The 19,472-nt window shown below is 63.9% G+C and carries 17 protein-coding genes; 8 read left to right on the top strand and 9 right to left on the bottom strand.

Translation table 11 applies throughout. The features are described from left to right. Positions 1-2: 2 nt before the first annotated feature. From JGU71_RS15395 to JGU71_RS15370, 6 genes are all read right to left on the bottom strand, one after another. Complete coding sequence (locus tag JGU71_RS15395) at positions 3-1,172, bottom strand: lipid-transfer protein (protein ID WP_199705069.1); 1,170 nt, start codon at positions 1,170-1,172, stop codon at positions 3-5. Beyond that, entirely contained in the window at positions 1,169-1,582 is a 414-nt protein-coding gene (locus JGU71_RS15390) for a MaoC family dehydratase (protein WP_199705324.1), read from the bottom strand. The genes JGU71_RS15395 and JGU71_RS15390 overlap by 4 nt, the downstream gene beginning before the upstream one ends. Continuing rightward, positions 1,579-2,520, bottom strand: a complete 942-nt coding sequence (locus tag JGU71_RS15385; RefSeq protein WP_199705068.1) for a bifunctional MaoC family dehydratase N-terminal/OB-fold nucleic acid binding domain-containing protein — start codon at positions 2,518-2,520, stop codon at positions 1,579-1,581. Before JGU71_RS15385 ends, JGU71_RS15390 begins: the two co-directional genes overlap by 4 nt. A 9-nt stretch (positions 2,521-2,529) precedes the next feature. Continuing rightward, positions 2,530-3,684, bottom strand: a complete 1,155-nt coding sequence (locus JGU71_RS15380) for an acyl-CoA dehydrogenase family protein (protein WP_199705067.1) — start codon at positions 3,682-3,684, stop codon at positions 2,530-2,532. Beyond that, a complete protein-coding gene (locus tag JGU71_RS15375) occupies positions 3,669-4,715 on the bottom strand; it encodes an acyl-CoA dehydrogenase family protein (RefSeq protein ID WP_199705066.1) in 1,047 nt (348 codons plus the stop codon). The genes JGU71_RS15380 and JGU71_RS15375 overlap by 16 nt, the downstream gene beginning before the upstream one ends. A gap of 100 nt (positions 4,716-4,815) precedes the next feature. After that, positions 4,816-6,978 (bottom strand): acyl-CoA dehydrogenase family protein, encoded by a 2,163-nt coding sequence (locus JGU71_RS15370; RefSeq protein ID WP_199705065.1) that lies wholly within the window; start codon positions 6,976-6,978, stop codon positions 4,816-4,818. Between the two features lie 153 nt (positions 6,979-7,131). Here JGU71_RS15370 and kstR point away from each other — a divergent pair, with 153 nt between their 5' ends. The 8 genes from kstR to JGU71_RS15330 all read left to right on the top strand — a co-directional run bounded on the left by kstR (position 7,132) and on the right by JGU71_RS15330 (position 16,512). Beyond that, positions 7,132-7,776, top strand: coding sequence for a cholesterol catabolism transcriptional regulator KstR (gene kstR, locus JGU71_RS15365; RefSeq protein ID WP_199705064.1), 645 nt, complete (start codon positions 7,132-7,134; stop codon positions 7,774-7,776). A gap of 74 nt (positions 7,777-7,850) precedes the next feature. After that, positions 7,851-10,406 carry a trehalose-phosphatase gene (gene otsB, locus JGU71_RS15360; RefSeq protein ID WP_199705063.1) on the top strand — a complete coding sequence of 852 codons (2,556 nt, stop codon included), beginning with the start codon at positions 7,851-7,853 and terminating at the stop codon, positions 10,404-10,406. A gap of 384 nt (positions 10,407-10,790) precedes the next feature. Then, entirely contained in the window at positions 10,791-11,522 is a 732-nt protein-coding gene (locus JGU71_RS15355; protein ID WP_199705061.1) for a DUF8020 domain-containing protein, read from the top strand. Between the two features lie 160 nt (positions 11,523-11,682). Next, positions 11,683-12,663: a metal ABC transporter solute-binding protein, Zn/Mn family gene (locus JGU71_RS15350; RefSeq protein ID WP_199705059.1), complete on the top strand. Its 981-nt coding sequence runs from the start codon at positions 11,683-11,685 to the stop codon at positions 12,661-12,663. Positions 12,664-12,710: 47 nt separating this feature from the next. Next, positions 12,711-13,565, top strand: coding sequence for a metal ABC transporter ATP-binding protein (locus JGU71_RS15345; protein WP_307829682.1), 855 nt, complete (start codon positions 12,711-12,713; stop codon positions 13,563-13,565). 29 nt (positions 13,566-13,594) lie between these two features. After that, positions 13,595-14,446: a metal ABC transporter permease gene (locus JGU71_RS15340; protein ID WP_233529426.1), complete on the top strand. Its 852-nt coding sequence runs from the start codon at positions 13,595-13,597 to the stop codon at positions 14,444-14,446. A 92-nt stretch (positions 14,447-14,538) separates the two neighbouring features. Then, entirely contained in the window at positions 14,539-15,258 is a 720-nt protein-coding gene (locus JGU71_RS15335) for a serine hydrolase (protein WP_199705048.1), read from the top strand. A gap of 84 nt (positions 15,259-15,342) precedes the next feature. Next, positions 15,343-16,512 carry an acyl-CoA dehydrogenase family protein gene (locus JGU71_RS15330; RefSeq protein WP_199705046.1) on the top strand — a complete coding sequence of 390 codons (1,170 nt, stop codon included), beginning with the start codon at positions 15,343-15,345 and terminating at the stop codon, positions 16,510-16,512. Between the two features lie 66 nt (positions 16,513-16,578). Here JGU71_RS15330 and JGU71_RS29895 read toward each other — a convergent pair whose 3' ends face one another. Genes JGU71_RS29895 through cysS form a run of 3 tightly spaced genes read right to left on the bottom strand, consistent with a single transcriptional unit; the run spans position 16,579 to position 19,416 of the window. Next, positions 16,579-16,983, bottom strand: a complete 405-nt coding sequence (locus JGU71_RS29895; protein WP_233529218.1) for a DUF4190 domain-containing protein — start codon at positions 16,981-16,983, stop codon at positions 16,579-16,581. Positions 16,984-17,026: 43 nt separating this feature from the next. Next, a complete protein-coding gene (gene rlmB / locus JGU71_RS15320) occupies positions 17,027-17,992 on the bottom strand; it encodes a 23S rRNA (guanosine(2251)-2'-O)-methyltransferase RlmB (protein ID WP_199705044.1) in 966 nt (321 codons plus the stop codon). Further along, entirely contained in the window at positions 17,992-19,416 is a 1,425-nt protein-coding gene (cysS, locus tag JGU71_RS15315; RefSeq protein ID WP_199705042.1) for a cysteine--tRNA ligase, read from the bottom strand. The genes rlmB and cysS overlap by 1 nt, the downstream gene beginning before the upstream one ends. Positions 19,417-19,472 lie beyond the last annotated feature (56 nt).

Genomic DNA, 19,472 nt, shown 5'->3' with positions numbered 1-19,472 from the left:
CTTCACACCGTCAGTACGAGACCCGATGTGGGGACGCCTGTTCCGGCGGTAACCAGCACATTTTCGACATCGGGCACCTGATTCACCGACGTCCCGCGAACTTGCCGCACACCTTCGGCGATGCCGTTCATGCCGTGAATGTACGCCTCGCCGAGTTGGCCGCCGTGAGTGTTGATGGGCAGCCTGCCGCCGAGTTCGATTGCGCCGTCTGCGATGAAGTCCTTCGCTTCGCCACGACCACAGAAGCCGAGTTCCTCGAGCTGCATCAACACGAACGGTGTGAAGTGGTCGTAGAGAACTGCCATCTGCATGTCATGTGGACTTAAACCCGACTGCGCCCACAACTGATCGCCGACCAGTCCCATCTCCGGCAGGCCTGTCATGGCGTCGCGGTAGTAGCTGGTCATGATGAACTGATCCGTTCCTGAGCCCTGTGCCGCCGCAGCGATCACGGCAGGTTTGCAGCGCAGATCCTTCGCACGTTCGACGGAGGTGACAACGATCGCGATGCCACCGTCGGATTCCTGACAGCAATCGAGCAGATGCAGCGGTTCGGCGATCCACCGCGACGCCTGATGATCTTCGAGTGTGATCGGCTTGCCGTAGAAGAAGGCTGCCGGATTGACTGCCGCGTGTTTACGATCAGCGACCGCGACCCGACCGAAATCGGCACTGGTAGCACCGGATACGTGCATATAGCGCCTGGCGACCATCGCGACCTGGCTGGCGGGAGTGCCGAGCCCGTGCGGATACGACCAACTCGCGTCGACGCCTGCCGACGACGGCGTCCCCGCCAAGGCTGTAGACACCTGGCCGAATCTGGTTGCAGAGCGTTCGTTGAATGCACGATAGGCGACAACGACATCGGCCACCCCGGTCGCAACGGCCATCGCAGCCTGCTGCACGGTCGCGCACGCGGCGCCGCCACCGAAATCGATGAGGCTGAAGAACTTCAGGCTAGGGATGCCGACCGATCGCGCGACTGCGGTTGCCCGGTTGGAATCCATCGAGAACGTCGTAAGTCCGTCGACGTCGGCAGGGGTGAGACCGGCGTCGGCGAGCGCGGCAGTCACTGCTTCGGTCGCGAGTCGGAGTTCGCTTCGCCCCGAGTCCTTCGAGTAGTCGGTTGCCCCTATACCGACGATGGCCGCTTTGTTCGAGAGGCCGCTCATAGCTGAGACCCTGCTGCCTGTGACGGAAGGGTAATCGTCACTTTTGCCGTGATGTGGTCTCCCAACGCATCTTTGCCGACGACGTCGATACCGATGTCGTTGCCGACCACTTCCGTGACCTCACCCGTCAGAACAAGGGTGTCGTAGGCGTACCACGGCACACCGAGGCGCAATGCGATCGATCGGACAACCGCTGTCGGGCCTGCCCAGTCCGTGACGAACCGCTGCACTAGACCGGTGTCAGTAAGGATATTGACGAAGATATCCTTGGAACCCCGTGCGATCGCCTTGTCACGATCGTGGTGGACATCCTGAAAGTCCCTGGTAGCCAATGCCGTACTGACGACGAACGTCGGGTCGGCCGTGACCGTGAACTCCGGGAGCCTGTCCCCTGCCACCGGCGCGATCATGCCGTCGCTCCCGACCGCGGACGCCATGCGGGCAGCGTCAGGTCGTCGTCGATCTTCACGAACTCCACGTCGACACCCATCCCTATTTCGACGGACGAAGGGTCGACACCACGCAGTTCACCCAGCATCCGCACACCTTCCTCCAACTCGATCAGCGCAACCACGAACGGCAGGGTTCTACCGGGCACTTTCGGTGCGTGGTGGACTACGAAGCTGAATACTTCGCCGCGACCCGACGCGACGACGTAGTCGGACTGCTCCGACTTGTCCAGCCACACAGCGGGTATCGGTGGATGGCGCAGCGAACCATCGGGCAGCTTCTGAATTCTCAGCTCACCGAGCGCAGCGCCTGCCCAGAAGAACTCGGTGTCCTTGGAAACCATCGGCCGGATCGCTTCCGCCGGATCGATGCCCTCTGGCGCCGACGCAGCCTGCCTCGGCGCGAACTTCAGAACTCTGAACAGCATCTCCGCTACGACCTCGTCGCCGACCGCCCACACGTTGCGGGTGGTGACGAACCAACCCTCGCCGAGGCCTGTCTTCTTCGGTCCGACAACACCTTCCAGCACCGTCGAGATCGTCACTTCTTCGCCGAGGCGAAGGTAGCGGTGGTAGGTCTGCTCGCAATTGGTGGCGACGATCGAGGTGAAGCCGGCCTCGTCGAGAAGCTCCATGATCGCGCCGAGCGGGTCGTCGTCGGCTCGGGTGTAATGCAGTCCGCCCATCGTCCACACCTGGGCCATGGCAGGCGGAGCTACCACGCCGTCGTGGCCCGCCGCACGAGCCGCGGCGTCGTCGACGTAGATCGGGTTTGTGTCACCGAGCGCTTCGACCCAGTTGTTGATCATCGGCTGGTTCACCGGATCGCGCCCAGGACGTGGCTTGCTTGCACCGGCAGCCGAAATACGTTCCGCGCCAGCTTCTATTGTCTCCGTCACGGAAGATCCTTATCGGGGTACGCGGGGTAGTTTCAGGCCTGCGGTCGCAATCAGTTCGCGCATCACTTCGTTGACACCACCGCCGAAGGTGATGACCAAGTTTCGTTTGACCTGCTTGTCGAGCCAGTTCATCAAGTGCGCCGTCGCCGGATCCGACGGGTCACCGTAGCGGGCAACGATCTCCTCGGCCAGGCGGCCGATGCGCTGTATCCGTTCGGTGGCAAAGACTTTGGTGACCGATGCGTCCGCGATGGAGACCGCGTCATCGGCACTGGACGCCACCTGCCAGTTGAGCAACTCGTTCAATCGGTACGTGGCGTGAATTTCGCCGAGCGCACGCCGAACGTCGCCGTGCCCGAGCAGTTCGCGCTGCGCCGCCCACGCATGCACCTTGTCGTACAGACCGCCGATCCGCCCGGCGGGCCCGAGCATCACACGCTCGTGGTTCAGCTGCGTCGTGATCAACCGCCAACCCTGATTCTCTTCTCCGACAAGCATGTCGGCAGACACACGCACATCGGAGTAATACGTGGCGTTGGTGTGGTGGGCACCGTCACACGTGATGATCGGAGTCCACGAGTAGCCGGGATCGGTTGTATCGACGATCAGGATCGAGATGCCGCGGTGCCGCGAATCCGGCGCGCCGGTCCTGACCGCAAGCCACACGAAGTCCGCGTCGTGACCGCCTGTCGTAAAGATCTTCTGACCGTTGACAATCCAGTCACCGTTGGCGTCACGAACAGCCGTGGTCCGCAACGCGGCCAGGTCCGTGCCTGCTTCGGGCTCGGAGTACCCGATCGCAAAATGCACTTCGCCCGCGAGGATCGCAGGTAGAAACCTGCGCTTCTGCTCGTCGGTGCCGTAGGTCTGCAGCGTCGGTCCGACGGTTTGCAGCGTCACGGCCGGCAACGGCACGTCGGCTCGTATCGCTTCGTTCGCGAAGATCTGCTGCTCGACTTCACCGAAACCGCGGCCACCGAATTCTTTCGGCCAGCCGACGCCGAGCCAGCCGTCGGACCCCATTCGCTTGATGACTTCGCGATAGGTGGGTCCGTGACGTTCGGTCATCATGATCTCGGCCTCGTCGGTGCCGATCAAGGTCGAAAAGTATTCGCGCAGTTCGTCTTGCAACGCCTTCTGCGCCTCGGTCAGATCGATGTACACCGTGCCCCCAACAGTTCGAGCCGGTAGGAGGATCCGCCGATGATCCGTGCGAGATCCTTGATCGCAGCCGAGTAGCGATGCATCGGATAGCTGGCATCGACACCGAGACCACCGTGCAAATGGTGCGCGACCTGCATTGCCGCAGGCACTTCCGTGGCAAGCCAGTAGCCGACCACGTCGAGATCGTCGTCCGCATCCAGGCCCTGTTCGAGCCGCCACACCGCGGATACCGCGGCGACATGCAGCGTGCGCGAGGTGACGTAGATGTCCGCGATCTCCTGCGCTACCGCCTGGAACGTTGCGAGCGGCTTGCCGAACTGATGCCGCGTGCCGATGTGTGTCGAGGTTAGTTCGGTTGCGCCGGTGAGCAACCCGTCCGACAAGGCGCCGATGCTCGCGAGGGCAAGCCGCGAAAGCGCTCGAACATCGCCGGTCAGAACTGCCGTCCGGTCGACCCTGACGCGATCCAACCGCACGGCGAATTCGGGGGCATCCGTCGACGACGGAGTCCGTACGAGCGAAACCCCTTCGGCATCAGGCGATATCAGAACGATGCCCGCGTCGGTCGGCGTAAGCATCCGCAGCGCTCGGTCCGCGTAGGGAACCGCGATCTTCGTTCCGGATACCAGCACCGAATCACCATCGAGCACGGCCGTCGTGACAGGCGCCGTCGTGAACGGCGAACCCGGCTCGCCGAGAGCGGCCGTCAGCACGGCACCGTCGGCAACGGCCGCGAGAATGTCGTCGTGGCGTTCATCGCCACCGAGTGCAACGAGCGGCAGTACCCCGTAGCCGAGTGTTGCGAGCGCCGGACTCTGCACAGCTCTGCGACCCAGTTCGGTCAGCAGTGTCGCGACCGCAGCTACGCCGAGTCCGTCACCGCCGACCCGCACGGGCAACGCGAGCGAGAGCAGTCCCGCAGCTGCGAGGCTCTGCCACAACTCCTGATCCGACAGGTCGGAGGCATGGTCGAGCCACTCGTTCGCGGCCTGCGCCACCGCGACTTGAGTCTCGTCTCTTGTGAAGTCCACGCTCGTCCCTCGAAGTCCTCTGCACTGAGCTCTCGATGTCAAATTCTAGAACACGTTCCAGTTGTATCACCGAACCGCGATCGACGGAAGTCGCCGACGTTCACTTCCTCGGCAACCCCAAGATCCGTTCGGCGGCGACGGTGAGCAGAATCTGCGTTGTCCCACCGGCGATCGAGAGACAGCGCGTGAGCAGAAACCCATGTGACGCAGGCCCTTCCATCGCTCCGTCGACACCGGACGCATCCAACGCGAACTCTGCGACATCCTGCCGATACCGGACTCCGAGCAGCTTTCTGACACTCGACAGCGGCCCGGGATCCTGGCCTTCCAGCTGACGCAGCGTCATCCGCGCTTCGAGTTGATTCCCGACCATGGCGTCGCCGATCAAGGCGCCGAGTCGGTCGGACAGCACGGCGTCCGATGCCGGAGTCTTGTCGAGCAGCGAGGTCAGCGACTCGTCGAGTGCGGACCCCTTGCCGATCGCAACGCGCTCGTTCGCCAACGTCGCGTTGGCAAGACGCCACCCACCGTCGACAGCGCCGACGACACAATCGTCCGGGACGAAGACGTCGTCGAAGAACACCTCGTTGAAACGTTCCTCGCCGGTGATCTCGCGCAACGGCGAAATGCGAATGCCCGCCGACCGCATGTCGACCAGAAAATAGGTGATCCCACGATGTTTCGGCGCATCGCGGTCGGTACGCGCGAGACAGATACCCCAATCGGCAATCTGCGCCTGCGACGTCCACACCTTCTGCCCAGCCAGCGTCCAGCCACCGTCGACTTTGGTTGCGGCTGTACGTAATGCAGCCAGATCCGATCCAGCACCCGGCTCGCTGAACAGCTGGCACCACACCACCTCACCGCGCAGCGTCGGCAGCACGTGACGCTCGATCTGCTCTGTGGATCCGTAGCCGAGAACTGTCGGTATTGCCCACCAACCGATTACCAGGTCGGGCGATTCGACTCCGGCGGCCTCCAATTCTTCGGCAATGAGCAACTGAGTTGCGGGATCGGCGTCGCGCCCGAACGGCGACGGCCAGTGTGGAGCGAGAAGTCCGTTCTCCGCCAACGCAACTCGACGATACTCGACAGGCAGCGCCGCGACTGCGGCGACGTCGGCCCGGATCGCTGCCCGAGCGTCGACGAGACCGCTGAGGTCGATCGTCGATCCGCGCCGGGCACCTGCCCTGCTGAGGTCGGTAACCCGTGCCCGCCAGCGCGAGGACCCACCGAGCAGTTGCCGCAAGGCAGTAGCTCGACGCAGGTAGAGATGAGCGTCGTGTTCCCAGGTGAAGCCGATGCCGCCGAGCACCTGAATGCAGTCTTTCGCGGCCGCGACCGCCGCGTCGAGGGCAACCGCTCCTGCAACGGCGGCGGCGAGCGGCACATCTTTCTCGTCCTGGGCAGCGTTGGCTGCATCCCACGCGACAGCACGTGCACGTTCGGCGTTGCACAGCATCTCGGCGCACAGATGCTTCACCGCCTGGAAGGACCCGATCTTGGCGCCGAACTGCTCCCGGATCTTGGCGTAGTCGACAGCGGTGTCCAGACACCAACCCGCGACTCCTGCCGCCTCTGCCGCTGCGAGCGTGACCGCAAGGTCGAGAACGAGGCCTGGCCCGATGCCGGTGAGCACTCGATCGGGTGCAACGTGCACATCGGCGCATTCGACGCGCGCGACCCCGACCGTGCGATCGAGTGAATCGACTGGCTCGCAGTGCAAGCCACTCGCGGAACCGTCGACCAGGCACCAGGCGACCTCGCCGTCGAGCACGTAGGACAGCAGCACATCGGCACCACCGACAGCTCCGATCGCCAGGCCCACCGGACCGTTCAGGACGAGACCGCCGTCGGGTGCCGACGTCGCCGATGCGGGTGTGCCGTCGACGACAACCGCGCAGGGCCTCGTCCCATCGGCGATCTCAGGACCCCTACGTTTGGCGACCGGTTCCCCCGACCGGTCGAGGATCAGCCCGACAAGTGCGGTCGAGAGCACCGGACCACCGACCAACGCCGTGGCCGCGGCCTCCAGCATTGCCGCCAGGTCGACGACGGTTCCACCTGCGCCGCCGAGTTCTTCGCGCATCGCCACGGACAGCAGGCCGACCTCCGCCACCCCGGGCCACAGCCCACGCCAGTAGTCCGCGCGCGCCGGATCCGCTTCGACCGAGCGCAGCGCTGCAATCGGCGCAGCACCCCGCGCCCATGCCCGAATGGACTCCTGCACAGCGTTCTGCTCGTCGGTCGTGGCGATACTCACAGTTTTTGCCGCCTCTCACAAATGACATCGGCTCGTAGAACGTGTTCTAATGTGTACTCCAGTCAAGTGTCAAGTGGGTACCGAAGCACCAGGTCAGCTCGCTGCACCGGGCCTTATAACGAGAGCGGGGGTTTGTCGATGGCATCGTCCTCAATGCCTTCTACGTCACGGACCGCGAGCAACGGCGCTGTGCCGACACTCAGCGACGAAGACCTGAGCTCGAACGCACAGCGTGAACGTCGTAAGCGGATCCTCGACGCGACCCTGGCACTGGCATCGAAAGGCGGCTACGACGCCGTCCAGATGCGTGCCGTCGCCGAGCGGGCCGATGTCGCGGTCGGCACGCTGTATCGCTATTTCCCATCGAAGGTGCACCTGCTCGTCTCCGCCCTCGCGCGCGAGTTCGAGCGCATCGACAACCGTCGTCGCATCCCACCCGGCGACTCGCCGCAAGAGCGTATGCACCTGATGCTCGTGCAAATCACCAAGGCGATGCAGCGTGATCCGCTGCTCACCGAGGCCATGACCCGCGCGTTTATGTTCGCCGACGCTTCGGCCGCCGCAGAGGTCGACCGGGTCGGCAAAGCCATGGACCGCCTGTTTGCCCGGGCGATGAGCGACGGCGAACCCTCCGAAAGGCAACTCGCGATCGCACGTGTGATCAGCGACGTGTGGCTGTCCAACTTGGTTGCGTGGCTGACGAGGCGATCGTCTGCGACGGACGTGACGGCTCGACTCGAGCTGACCGTCAGCCTGCTGCTGGGTAGTGCCGACGACGAGATTCAACAGGGTTTGTAGCAGCGACTGTGATCTGAGACAGATTCCCGACGGCAATGCAGTACCAGGCGCGGTCGATCGCATAGGTTTGCAGCGTGAGTGCTTTGGATCTACCCCTCGAGCTGCGGCGTGCACTGGCAACTATTGCCCGTACCCCGCGATTGCTCGTCACATCCGACTACGACGGCACGATCGCGCCGATCGTCTCGGATCCGACCAAGGCGTTTCCGCATCCCGAATCCGTGCGCGCTCTCCGCGCGCTCGCAGGGCTTTCGGGCACGACGGCGGCTGTCATCTCCGGTCGCGCACTACGCGACCTTGCTGCGCTGTCGCGACTGCCCGTCGAGGTGCAGCTCGTCGGTAGCCACGGGTCCGAGTTCGACGTCGGCTTCGTGCACGCGATCGACAACGACGCAAAGCAACTGCTCGACGAGTTGGTCGTCGAGTTGGAGCAGATCGCCGCTGCGAACGCGGGCGTCACCGTGGAACACAAACCGGCGAGTGTCGCGCTGCACGTCCGCAATGCAGAACCCGTGATTGCCCGCCAGGCCCTCAACAAGGTGCGCCAGGGCGCTGCCAACTGGGTCGGCGTGCAGGTCACCGAAGGCAAGGCGGTGATCGAACTCGCCGTTATCGTCACTGACAAGGGCGAGGCTCTCGATATCCTGCGCCATCAGGAATCCGCCTCCGCAGCAGTATTCTTCGGCGACGACGTCACCGACGAGAAGGCCTTCGCACGGTTGCACGGGCCGGACATCGGCATCAAGATCGGCGACGGCGAAAGCCTCGCCCAGTACCGAGTCGACAGCACCGAAGACGTGTCGACAGCGTTGGCATTCCTACTCGACGAGCGCCGCAGATGGCTGTCGGGCGCGAGCGCACCGCAGATCGAGCGGTTGACGCTGCTGGCAAGCCCGCGGTCGGTCGCGCTTGTCACACCGGACGGCACGATCACCTGGATGTGTCATCCCGAACCAGATTCGGGCGCGGTTTTCGCTCACCTGCTCGGCGGTCCGGATGCCGGTCATTTCTCGGTCGGCCCACAACGCGCCGCGCTTCCGCTGTCGCAGCGTTACGTCGATCGCACGATGACCGTCGAAACACGGTGGTCGAGTTTGCAGGTCACCGACTACCTTCCCCACGACGTCGGCCTCGAACGCACCGACCTCACGAGGGTCATCACCGGCGACGCCAAAGCGGTCGTCAGCTTCGCGCCTCGTCCCGAGTTCGGCCAGGTGCCGATCCAGATCGAGCGAGAGACGTTCGGACTCAGGGTCTTCGGGCCGAACGATCCATTGGTGCTGCGGTCCCCCGGTGTGCACTGGGACATCACAACCGACGGCGTCAACCAGAGCGCGTTCGCCGTCGTCGACCCTTCCGAAGGCCCGATCACCCTCGAACTGCGCTGTGGTACTTGGGATCTAGCGCCGTCCACCCTCGAAGAGCCGGAACGGCGCGCGCTTGCGGAGTCCTACTGGAGCACCTGGGCGGATCAGCTGGTTCTGCCACCCCTGAAGCCGGATCTCATGCGTCGCTCGGCGTTGACCCTTCGAGGGCTGGTGCACGCACCGTCGGGGTCGATCCTCGCCGCGGCGACAACCTCGCTGCCCGAGGACATCGGCGGCGTCCGCAACTGGGATTACCGCTACTGCTGGCTACGCGATGCGGCCCTCACAGCGTCGGCACTCGTATCGGTCGGCTCGTTACGCGAGGCCGAGGAGTACCTCGCCTGGGTGCACGACGTGCTCGAAAAGCTCCCCGGCCCTGAGCGTTTGCACCCGCTGTACACGATCTACGGCACCGGCCTACCGCCCGAAGCCGTGATCGACAACCTTCCGGGTTATGCCGGGTCGCGACCGGTCCGCGTCGGCAACGCCGCGAACATGCAGGTCCAACTCGACGTGTTCGGGCCGATCGTCGACCTCATCTCCACGCTCGCCCATGCCCGGGTAGCCAAGGGCATCACCGATCCCGACGAGGCGCTGCCCGATGTCGACTGGGAACTGGTGTGCGCCATGGTTTCTGCGGTGCAGCGCCGCTGGCAGGAACCCGACCACGGCATCTGGGAGATCCGCGGCAATCCACGCCATCACGTGTACTCGAAGGTGATGGGATGGGTCACGGTCGACCGCGCGGTGACGCTGTCCGAGCAGTTCGGCCGCTCCATCGATCCCGCCTGGGCCGAACTGCGACAGACGATCTCCGACGAGGTCCTGCAGAAGGGGTGGAACGACGAGGTCCAGTCGTTCACCGCCGCCTACGACGGCACCGACCTCGATGCCGCAACGCTGCACATCGGCCTCAGCGGGCTCATCGATCCTGCCGATCCGCGTTTCGCCGCGACCGTGGTCGCCACCGAAGCCGAACTACGCAGCGGGTCAACGGTTTACCGCTACCACCACGACGACGGTCTGCCCGGCGGCGAAGGCGGCTTCCACCTCTGCGCGGCCTGGCTCGTCGAGGCCTATCTCCTCACCGGCAAACGCTCGGATGCCGAGGCCTTGTTTGCGCAGCTCGTCAGCGTTGCCGGACCGACCGGACTGCTCAGCGAGGAATACGACCCCGTCGCCGAACGCTCGCTCGGCAACCATCCGCAGGCCTACAGCCACCTCGGCCTGCTGCGCTGTGCTCAATTGCTTTCCGCGAACTGAGTTTCGGCCCACCCCGTTCGACCACGTCGCTCACCGATTGCCGACTTCACATGCCTGATCAGGCGTGTGAGGTCGGCAATTTGTTGGCGACGTCGCGAAGATTCCCGGTGAGAGCTGCGCCACAGCAGTGCATCTCGCCTTAGCGGCGGATCCCCAGCAAAGGCCCTGATCAGCCGTGTTTATGTGAAAGTTACCGTTTGTTTGTTCAACCGACACATTCCGTTCAGCGCTGATTTTAACTGTTCTCAGCTCGTTCTCAGGTGACATACGGTTTCGCTCCGAACGGAGAAGACATCGCCAGCTCAGCCAAAGATATTCCATGGCAATGTTTTTCAGCTCGGACCAACCGGACGAGACAGACCGTGAACACATAAAGGACCGAGAATGAAGATCCGCAAATATGCCGCTGCGTCGGCACTCGTGATTGCCGCGACGGGAATCTCCGCAGGCACCGCATACGCGGCACCGGCGCCCGAGCCTGGACAAGAGGCTCCTCTCAGCATCGACATCGCACCGAGCGTCAACTACACGGCGTACCAGAACGGTGCCTCGGCTGTCATCACGATCGACAACGCAGGCAAGCTGATCGTCGCTGACGGCAAGTTCGAAATCCGGTCGAATTCCGGCCAGACCCTTGCCGGCGTTCCGCTCGAATACAGCATCGACGACATCGCCTTCCCGATCGATGCGTCCATCGATGGCAACACAGCAACGCTGACGCCGTCGACCGACCCGGCCCGCGCCTACTACAAGCCCGTCGCGCTGCCGTTCGAAAACCAGGCACCGTGGAAGACGCCGTACGAGCGTGAAGTTGCTGCCTGGACCCGCCTCACGCAGACGATCACTCTCGGCACCGGCATCGGCGCCATCTCGGGCGCCGTGATCGGTGGAGCCGCGGGCTGCATCGTCGGCGGCGCGGTTGCCGCTCCGACTGCCGTGCTGACCGCCGTCTTCGGTCCGCTCGCCGGCTGTGTCGCGGGCGCACTCGTACTGGCACCCGTCGGCGCCCTCGGAGGAGCGATCTTCGTCGGAGCGCCGGTCGCGATCGGCGCAGCGATTCAGTACTTCTCCACGATCAATGCACCGTTCACTCCGCCTGCGGAGCCCAAGAAGTAGTTCTCCACAAGCTCGACGCGGCCCGACTCGGTTTCCGAGTCGGGCCGTTTCGGTGTCGCGGCTCCCGTACGGGTCATATGCGAGTTACGCAATAGGGGAAATCGACCGCTAATCTGTAACGGTAACGATTTCCATTAACGTTCGAATTCAGGAGCGACCCGTGTCTCGATCCCGCGCATCCAGGACTGCCATCGCAGCGGTCGGCTTCGCCATCGCCTCGGCGGCGACCCTCAGTGCCTGCAGTTCCGACGACGCGACCTCGAACGGCAAGCCGACGATCGTTGCCTCGACGAACGTGTGGGGCAGCGTCGCCGCCGCCGTCGCAGGCGACGACGCGAACGTGACCTCGGTGATCCAGGATCCGAGCGCCGATCCCCACTCCTACGAGTCGAGCCCGAGCGACGCCGCAGCGGTCACCGATGCCGACCTCGTCGTGTTCAACGGCGGCGGCTACGACGAGTTCATAGAAAAAATTCTCGGATCGGCGAAGGACAAGCCGGTTGTCGACGCCTACGAACTGCTCGGTGCCGGTCATTCCGACAGCGAAGGCGACGCACACAACCACGCTGGCGCGGGAGACGACCATGACAGCGAGGGCCACGAGGGCCACAACCACGGCGCCGTCAACGAGCACGTCTGGTACGACATACCGACCGTCGACGCCGTCGCTCACAAGATCGCCGACGAACTGAGCAAACTCGACCCGGACAACGCGCAGAACTACACGGATCGCGTCGATGCGTTCGACACCAAGCTGCACGCAATCTCGGATATCACCGCCAAGATCGCCGTCGATCACCCGAAAGCGCCTGTCGCACAGACCGAGCCGATAGCGCACTACCTGCTCGAAGCAGCCGGCGTCGAAGACCTGACCCCCGAAGAGTTCGAGAGTGCCATCGAAGAAGGTTCCGACCCCTCGCCGAGTGCAGTCGCGGCGACACGGGACCTGCTCGTCGGCAAGAAGGTCGATGCGCTGGTCTACAACATTCAGACCGAAGACAAAGTGACCCAGGACATGCGGGCCAATGCCGAGAGCGCGGGCATCCGGATCGTCGAGGTCACCGAGACTCTGCCCGATGGGCTCGACTACATTCAATGGCAGACCCGCAACGCCGAAGCACTCGCCGAGGCGCTCAATTGACCCTTGCCGCAAGCGCCGTCGCGGCCGACCACGAAGCCGACCAGCCTGTGTCACAGCCCGATTCAGCGCTCACCGCCAACCGTGCACCCGCGATAGCTCTCGCGGGTGCACGGTTGGCGTTCGGTGAACGCACGCTGTGGGACCAACTGGATCTTGCGGTCCAGGCAGGCGAATTCGTTGCGGTGCTCGGACCGAACGGGTCAGGCAAGACGTCACTGTTGAAAGTTCTGCTCGGCCAGTTGGCTTTGTCTGCGGGGACGGCAGACGTCGCGGGCGTGCCTGCCCGGACCGGAAATTCGGCGGTCGGCTACATCCCACAGCAGAAGTCGATCGACGAGGGCCTGCCACTGCGCGGTGTCGACCTGGTCGGTCTCGGTGTCGACGGTCATCGCTGGGGTACCGGACTGCGGCGCCGCCGTGAGCGTCGACGCATCGTCGAGCAAGCGATTGCCGAGGTCGGTGCACAGGCCTTCGCCTACGCACCGCTCGGAACCCTTTCCGGTGGCGAACAGCAACGCCTCCGCGTCGCCCAGGCACTGGTCGGCGATCCGAAGGTGCTGTTGTGTGACGAGCCATTGCTCAGCCTCGACCTCGCCAACCAGCGCCTGGTGTCCGAACTGATCGATCGTCGCCGCCGAATTCACCGCACCGCAGTACTTTTCGTGACACACGAGATCAATCCCATTCTGCCGCTTGTCGATCGGGTGCTCTACCTCGTCGACGGCCAGTTCCGAATCGGACCACCGGACGAAGTGATGACCTCTGCTGTGCTGTCGGAGTTGTACAACACCGACGTCGACGTGCTGAAGGTTCGCGGTCGGCTCGTCGTCGTTGGAACCGGTGACGCGCTCGACGCCCTCGGGTCCGCAGGCAAACACCACGTCGACGAGGACCACTCGTGAACGACAAACTGGCCGAAGTGTTTTCGAAAATGTTCGACTTTTCGATCACCGCAAATCTCCTGTCGTACGACTTCGTCCAACAGGCTCTGCTCGCTGCCTTCATCCTCGGCCTGCTAGCGGGCATGATCGGGCCGCTCATCATCAGCAGGCAGATGTCGTTCGCTGTACATGGCACCAGCGAACTCTCGCTGACCGGCGCGGCGGCCGCATTGCTCGCCGGCGTCAGCGTCGGACTCGGCGCAATCGCAGGATCGGTCATTGCGGCGATATTGTTCGGAATCCTCGGAACCAAAGCACGCGAACGTGATTCGGTCATCGGCGTCATCATGTCGTTCGGCCTCGGGCTGTCGGTGCTGTTGATGTGGCTCTACCCGGGCAGGACAGGAACAAGCTTCTCCCTGCTGGTCGGCCAGATCGTCGGAGTCGGTAACACCGGCCTCACCCTGATGCTCATCTGTGCTGTCCTCGTTCTCGGCGTGCTCGCCGTCGTCTACCGACCGCTGCTGTTTGCAAGTACCGACCCCGAGGTGGCGCTCGCCCGCGGCGTGCCGGTCCGCGCACTGTCGATCGTGTTCGCGGTGCTGGTCGGTATCACCGCCGCGCTCGGCGTGCAGATCGTCGGCGCCCTACTGGTTCTGTCGTTGCTCATCACCCCGGCGGCCGCTGCCGCGCGAATCACCGCGAACCCCTTGCGTGCGACCTACCTGTCGTGCGCGTTCGCGCTGACAGCAGCTGTCGGCGGCATCCTCCTTTCGCTGGCACCGGGTGTCCCGGTATCGACATTCGTCACCACGATCTCGTTCCTCATCTATGTCGTGTGCCGAATCATCGGTTCTCGTCGCGACCGCAACGCGGGCCGCAAAGTCCCCATCGCCGCCTGAACTCGCTGCTCAGAGCAACTTCCACGGTTTCGCGCTGCGCGATTGGGGAATTTCGGTCATGATCGAAGTCGGGGTCACGAGAGGTACGAGCGATGGATACGAGAACAACCCTCCCCGCCGCCGCGTTGGCTCTGGGTGCGTCGCTTGCCGTGCTACTTCCTGCGTTCGCCTCGGCGACCCCCGCGGCGTCGGACAACCTCACCCGGGTACCGGATCGAACTGCCATCACGGTCATCGATCTGCGGACCGGCTCGATCACTCGGACTCCCAACGCGAGCGAACCCCGACCGGCATTGTCGATGGTCAAGCTGTACATCGCCGACTACGCACTACGCCATGGCGATCGCTCGATCACTGATCTCGATCTGGTCGAACAAATGATTCGCTACTCCGACGACTTCTCGGCATCGCAGCTCGAGAGCAAATATCCCACCGCCATCGACGCGACCGCGGCCGAGTTCCGACTCACCGACACCACAGCCGGACCCGATTGGGGTACCTCGTACACGACTACGGACGACGTTGCCAACTTCCTGCGAGCCAAACTGAGATCCGATCGCGGGTCGCCCATATTCCCCTTGATGGCAACGGCGGATCGCGTCGCAAGCGACGGCACGATCCAGGACTGGGGAACCTCGACAGTTCCGGCCGTCACGGGTAGCAAGTGGGGCTGGTCCGACATGGGTTCGCCGATGGTGGCGTCGGCCTCGGTCGGACCTGGCTTCGTCGTCGCAGCAACCACGTTCGGACCAGGTGACATACAGACCGCCGACGTCGCGGACGCGTTCTCGACCGATACCCACAAGCCCTAGTTTCGACCTTCCTCAAATCCGGTCTCGTAGTGCGAATCATGGTTAACTTATCGCGGCAATGGAGCTGACGAGAGGCGCACACCGATGATCGACTTCGCAATTTCCGACGACCTCGCCGCCAAGCGAGACCGGATCCGCCGATTCGTCGAGCAGCAGATCGTTCCGTACGAACGCGATCCCCGCCTCACCCAGCACGGACCGACCGACGAATTGCGCAACGAACTCGTCGAACTCGCCCGCAGCGCAGGGCTTCTCACCATCCAGGCAGCTCGAGCCGACGGCGGCTGGGGACTGTCGCACGTCGAGCAGGCCGTTCTGTACGAGGCGGCAGGCTGGTCGACTCTCGGGCCGATCGCGATGAACTGCGCCGCCCCCGACGAGGGCAACATGTTCCTGCTCGGCAAGATCACCACACCCGAACAGGCCGCAACCTATCTGGCGCCGATGATCGCAGGCCACCAACGTTCCGCTTTCGCGATGACCGAACCTGGTGGCGCCGGCTCCGATCCAGGCCAGCTGCAGACCTCGGCGACGTTCGACGGCGAAAACTTCGTCGTCAACGGTCGCAAATGGCTCATCACGGGCGCGCGGGGGGCGAAGACCTGGATCATCATGGCCAACCTGGAGGACAACCCGCACCTGCCGAGTGGGCCGACCTTGTTCCTCACCGACGGGGACCAGGCGGGCATCGTCATCGAACGAATCATGAACACCATGGACCGCAACTATGTCGAAGGCCATGCGGTCGTCGAGTTCCGCGACCTGACCCTGCCGAAGAATGCGCTGCTCGGCGAATCGGGGCAGGCCTTCAGATACGCCCAATTGCGTCTGGCGCCAGCACGTCTGACCCACTGCATGCGCTGGCTCGGTGCTGCCGAACGTGCCCAAAGCATCGCCATCGCTCACGCGAAGACCCGCACGGCGTTCGGCAAGCCGATCGGCGAGCACCAGGGCGTGTCGTTCATGTTGGCGGACAACGAGATTGCGCTGCACCAATGCCGTCTGACGATCTGGCACGCCTGCTGGCTGATGGACAGCGGCGCCAAAGGCCGCCACGAAAGTTCGATCGCGAAAGCCTACGTGTCCGAAGAACTGTTCAAGGTCGCCGACCGCTGTGTGCAGGTACTCGGCGGCATCGGTATCAGCGACGAGACGGTCGTCGAAATGATCTTCCGTGACATGCGTGCGTTCCGCCTCTACGACGGACCGACCGAAGTGCACAAATACGCAATCGGCCGCCAGATCCTGCGTTAGGCGGCTACGCCGCTCGTGAGTCTTTTCGGAGGGCCCGCCCTCCGAAAAGACTCACGAGCCGAAGGCCTAGGTCGAAGAAAGAACTGCGAGCAGGATGATGCCGATCGCGACCAACAGACCGATCGCGATGAGTGCCGTGCCGATGATGCCCATGATGTAACCCGCCATCACCTGACCGCGACCACCGATTGCACCACCGGAGGCGTCGATCTCCTTGAGCGCCTTCTTGCCCATGATCCAGGCGAACGGCGCACAGATCGCACACAGCACGATGCCGAGAATCCCAAGGATCAGGATGACCGTCGACTGCGGATGATCCTGCGGGATGCCGTATCCCTGACCGTACGGCTGCGCCTGGTAGCCGGGCGCGCCGTAGGACTGGTCGCCGTACGGCTGACTCGGGTACGGCTCAGCACCCGAAGGAAAATTGGGGTCGTACGGCTTGTTCGGATCGCCCGATGGGTAGCTCATGGGTAAATAGTCCAGAATCGGAGCCGTAATCGCAATCCGTAGCTCAACGAGTTCGTCGTTGCCTGGCTAGATCGGCAAGTACGACACCTGCCGCCACCGAGGCGTTGAGCGATTCGACGTCACCGGCCATCGGAATGCTGAGCACAGCGTCGCAGGTCTCGCGGACGAGGCGAGAGAGCCCCTTACCCTCGGAACCGACGACGATGCACACCGGACCAGACCCGTCGAACTCGTCGAGCGTGGTGTCGCCACCGGCGTCGAGGCCGACGATCGTGACCCCCTTGTTCTGCCAATCCTTCAGTGTCCGAGTCAAGTTCGTCGCCCGCGCGACAGGAAGGCGCGCCGCGGCACCCGCACTCGTCCGCCAGGCCACCGCAGTGACACTCGCGCTTCTGCGTTGCGGAATCAACACACCGTGGCCACCGAACGCGGCGACGGACCGAACGACGGCGCCGAGGTTTCGTGGATCGGTGATGTTGTCAAGCGCGACAAGCAGAGCCGGTTCCGCGGCCGACCTGGCCGACGACAGCAAATCGTCAGGATGGGCGTAGCGGTACGGCGGGACCTGAAGAGCAATCCCCTGATGTAAGCCGTTGGCGCTCAAGCGATCCAGGTCGGTGCGTGGCACCTCGAGGATCGAGATGCCTGCGTCGGCGGCCCGCTGCACGGCTTCCTTCAGCCGGTCGTCACTCTCGGTTCCGGTCGCTACCCACAGCGCCGTCGCGGGCACTCCTGCTCGCAGGCATTCGACGACGGGGTTGCGACCGAGCACAGTCTCCGGACCGTCCTCTGCCTTACGTCCCGCGGTGCGAGCTCCCCCACGTGTCGGTGCGGCCTTGGCTGCCGCTCGCGCACGCTTCGACGCGGGATGCTTCGTGCGTTCGACTGCGGGCGGTGTTGCACCCCGAGCCTCCAGACCACGCCGCCGCTGGCCGCCGGACCCGACAACCTGACCTTTTTTGGTGCCGGTCTTGCGGATTGCGCCGCGCCTGCTGGAGTTTCCGGCCATCAGTTCAAATTTCCTTCTCGCATCGAGTGCACCTTGTGGCCCGACTTCAGAGTCCACTCAGGCCCGTTCGGGGTGTCGGTGACTTCGACTCCCGCTTCGGTCAAGCGGTCGCGGACCTCGTCTGCAACCGCCCAATTCTTGTCCGCCCGCGCCTGCTGGCGGCGGTTCAACTCTGCTTTCACAAGCACGTCCAGCGCAGCCGTTGCAGCACTGTTGTCCGAGCCATCCGCCCAGTGCGGGTCCAGCGGGTCGATACCGAGGATCTGCAGCATCGCCCGCACCTGGCCGGCAATGTCGACGGCGGCCGCGAGGTCGCCCGCATCGAGCGCCTTGTTGCCGTCCGATACCGAACCATGAATCTCCGCAAGAGCTTTCGGCACGCCGAGGTCGTCGTCGAGTGCCGCGGCGAAGGCGTCTGTCCACTTGCCGACGGGCAGGTCCCCCGCCCGATCACGCACCTTCAAGACAAAGGCTTCGACACCCTGATACGACTTGGCCGCGACTTCGAGCGCATTGTCGGAGTACTCGAGCATCGAGCGGTAGTGCGCGCTGCCGAGGTAGTACCGAAGTTCTTGTGGCCGAACGTTTTCGAGCACATTGGGTACCGAGAGCACGTTGCCGAGAGACTTCGACATCTTCTCCCCGCCCATGGTGACCCAGCCGTTGTGCAGCCAGTAACGAGCGAAGGCGTCGCCTGCGCATTTCGCTTGCGCGATCTCGTTTTCGTGGTGCGGGAACACCAGATCCAAACCACCGCAATGGATATCGAACTCGGGGCCCAGATAGAACTCGGCCATCGCCGAGCATTCGAGATGCCACCCGGGACGGCCTCGTCCCCACGGTGTCGCCCATGACGGCTCGCCTGGCTTCGCCGTCTTCCACAGTGTGAAGTCGCGAGCGTCGCGTTTGCCTTCGCCCGCGCTCTCGCCCTGGTGCACGTCGTCGAGCTTGTGACCGGACAGGCGACCGTAGTCCGGGTAGCTGCGCACGTCGAAGTAGACGTTGCCTTCCGACGCATACGCGTGACCGTTGTCGATCAGACGCTGCATCATCTCGATCATCTGCGGAACATGCCCGGTCGCACGAGGTTCGATCGACGGCGGTAACACTCCGAGACGGCAGTACGCGTCGTCGAAAGCCCGCTCGAACGTGGTCGCCCATTCCCACCATGGCCTGCCCGCGGCGGCGGCCTTGTTGAGGATCTTGTCGTCGATGTCGGTGACGTTGCGGATGAAAGCTACGTCGGTGCCGTGAGCTGTCAGCCAGCGCCGCAGCACGTCGAATGCGACGCCGCTACGTACGTGGCCGATATGTGGTTCGCCCTGAACCGTTGCTCCACACAGGTATATCGACGCGTGGCCGGGGACCCGGGGAACGAATTCCCGCAAGGTCCGCGTCTCGGTGTCGAACAGGCGCAGGGTCACGACGAGCGATTCTACCTGGCCCTTTCGGTCCGACGGACCGATGGGCGATGTGGTCG

The organism is Antrihabitans stalagmiti, assembly GCF_016482825.1.
In the GTDB taxonomy this organism is placed as follows: domain Bacteria; phylum Actinomycetota; class Actinomycetes; order Mycobacteriales; family Mycobacteriaceae; genus Antrihabitans; species Antrihabitans stalagmiti.
This window is presented reverse-complemented; position numbering and strand designations above follow the sequence as displayed.

Bases quoted from the DNA above. Each gene is read 5' to 3' on its own strand.
- JGU71_RS15395 (WP_199705069.1), bottom strand. From the start codon at position 1,172: ATGAGCGGCCTCTCGAACAAAGCGGCCATCGTCGGTATAGGGGCAACC.
- JGU71_RS15390 (WP_199705324.1), bottom strand. From the start codon at position 1,582: ATGATCGCGCCGGTGGCAGGGGACAGGCTCCCGGAGTTCACGGTCACG.
- kstR (WP_199705064.1), top strand. From the start codon at position 7,132: ATGCCTTCTACGTCACGGACCGCGAGCAACGGCGCTGTGCCGACACTC.
- JGU71_RS15355 (WP_199705061.1), top strand. From the start codon at position 10,791: ATGAAGATCCGCAAATATGCCGCTGCGTCGGCACTCGTGATTGCCGCG.
- JGU71_RS15340 (WP_233529426.1), top strand. From the start codon at position 13,595: ATGTTCGACTTTTCGATCACCGCAAATCTCCTGTCGTACGACTTCGTC.
- JGU71_RS15335 (WP_199705048.1), top strand. From the start codon at position 14,539: ATGGATACGAGAACAACCCTCCCCGCCGCCGCGTTGGCTCTGGGTGCG.
- JGU71_RS15330 (WP_199705046.1), top strand. From the start codon at position 15,343: ATGATCGACTTCGCAATTTCCGACGACCTCGCCGCCAAGCGAGACCGG.
- JGU71_RS29895 (WP_233529218.1), bottom strand. From the start codon at position 16,983: ATGAGCTACCCATCGGGCGATCCGAACAAGCCGTACGACCCCAATTTT.
- rlmB (WP_199705044.1), bottom strand. From the start codon at position 17,992: ATGGCCGGAAACTCCAGCAGGCGCGGCGCAATCCGCAAGACCGGCACC.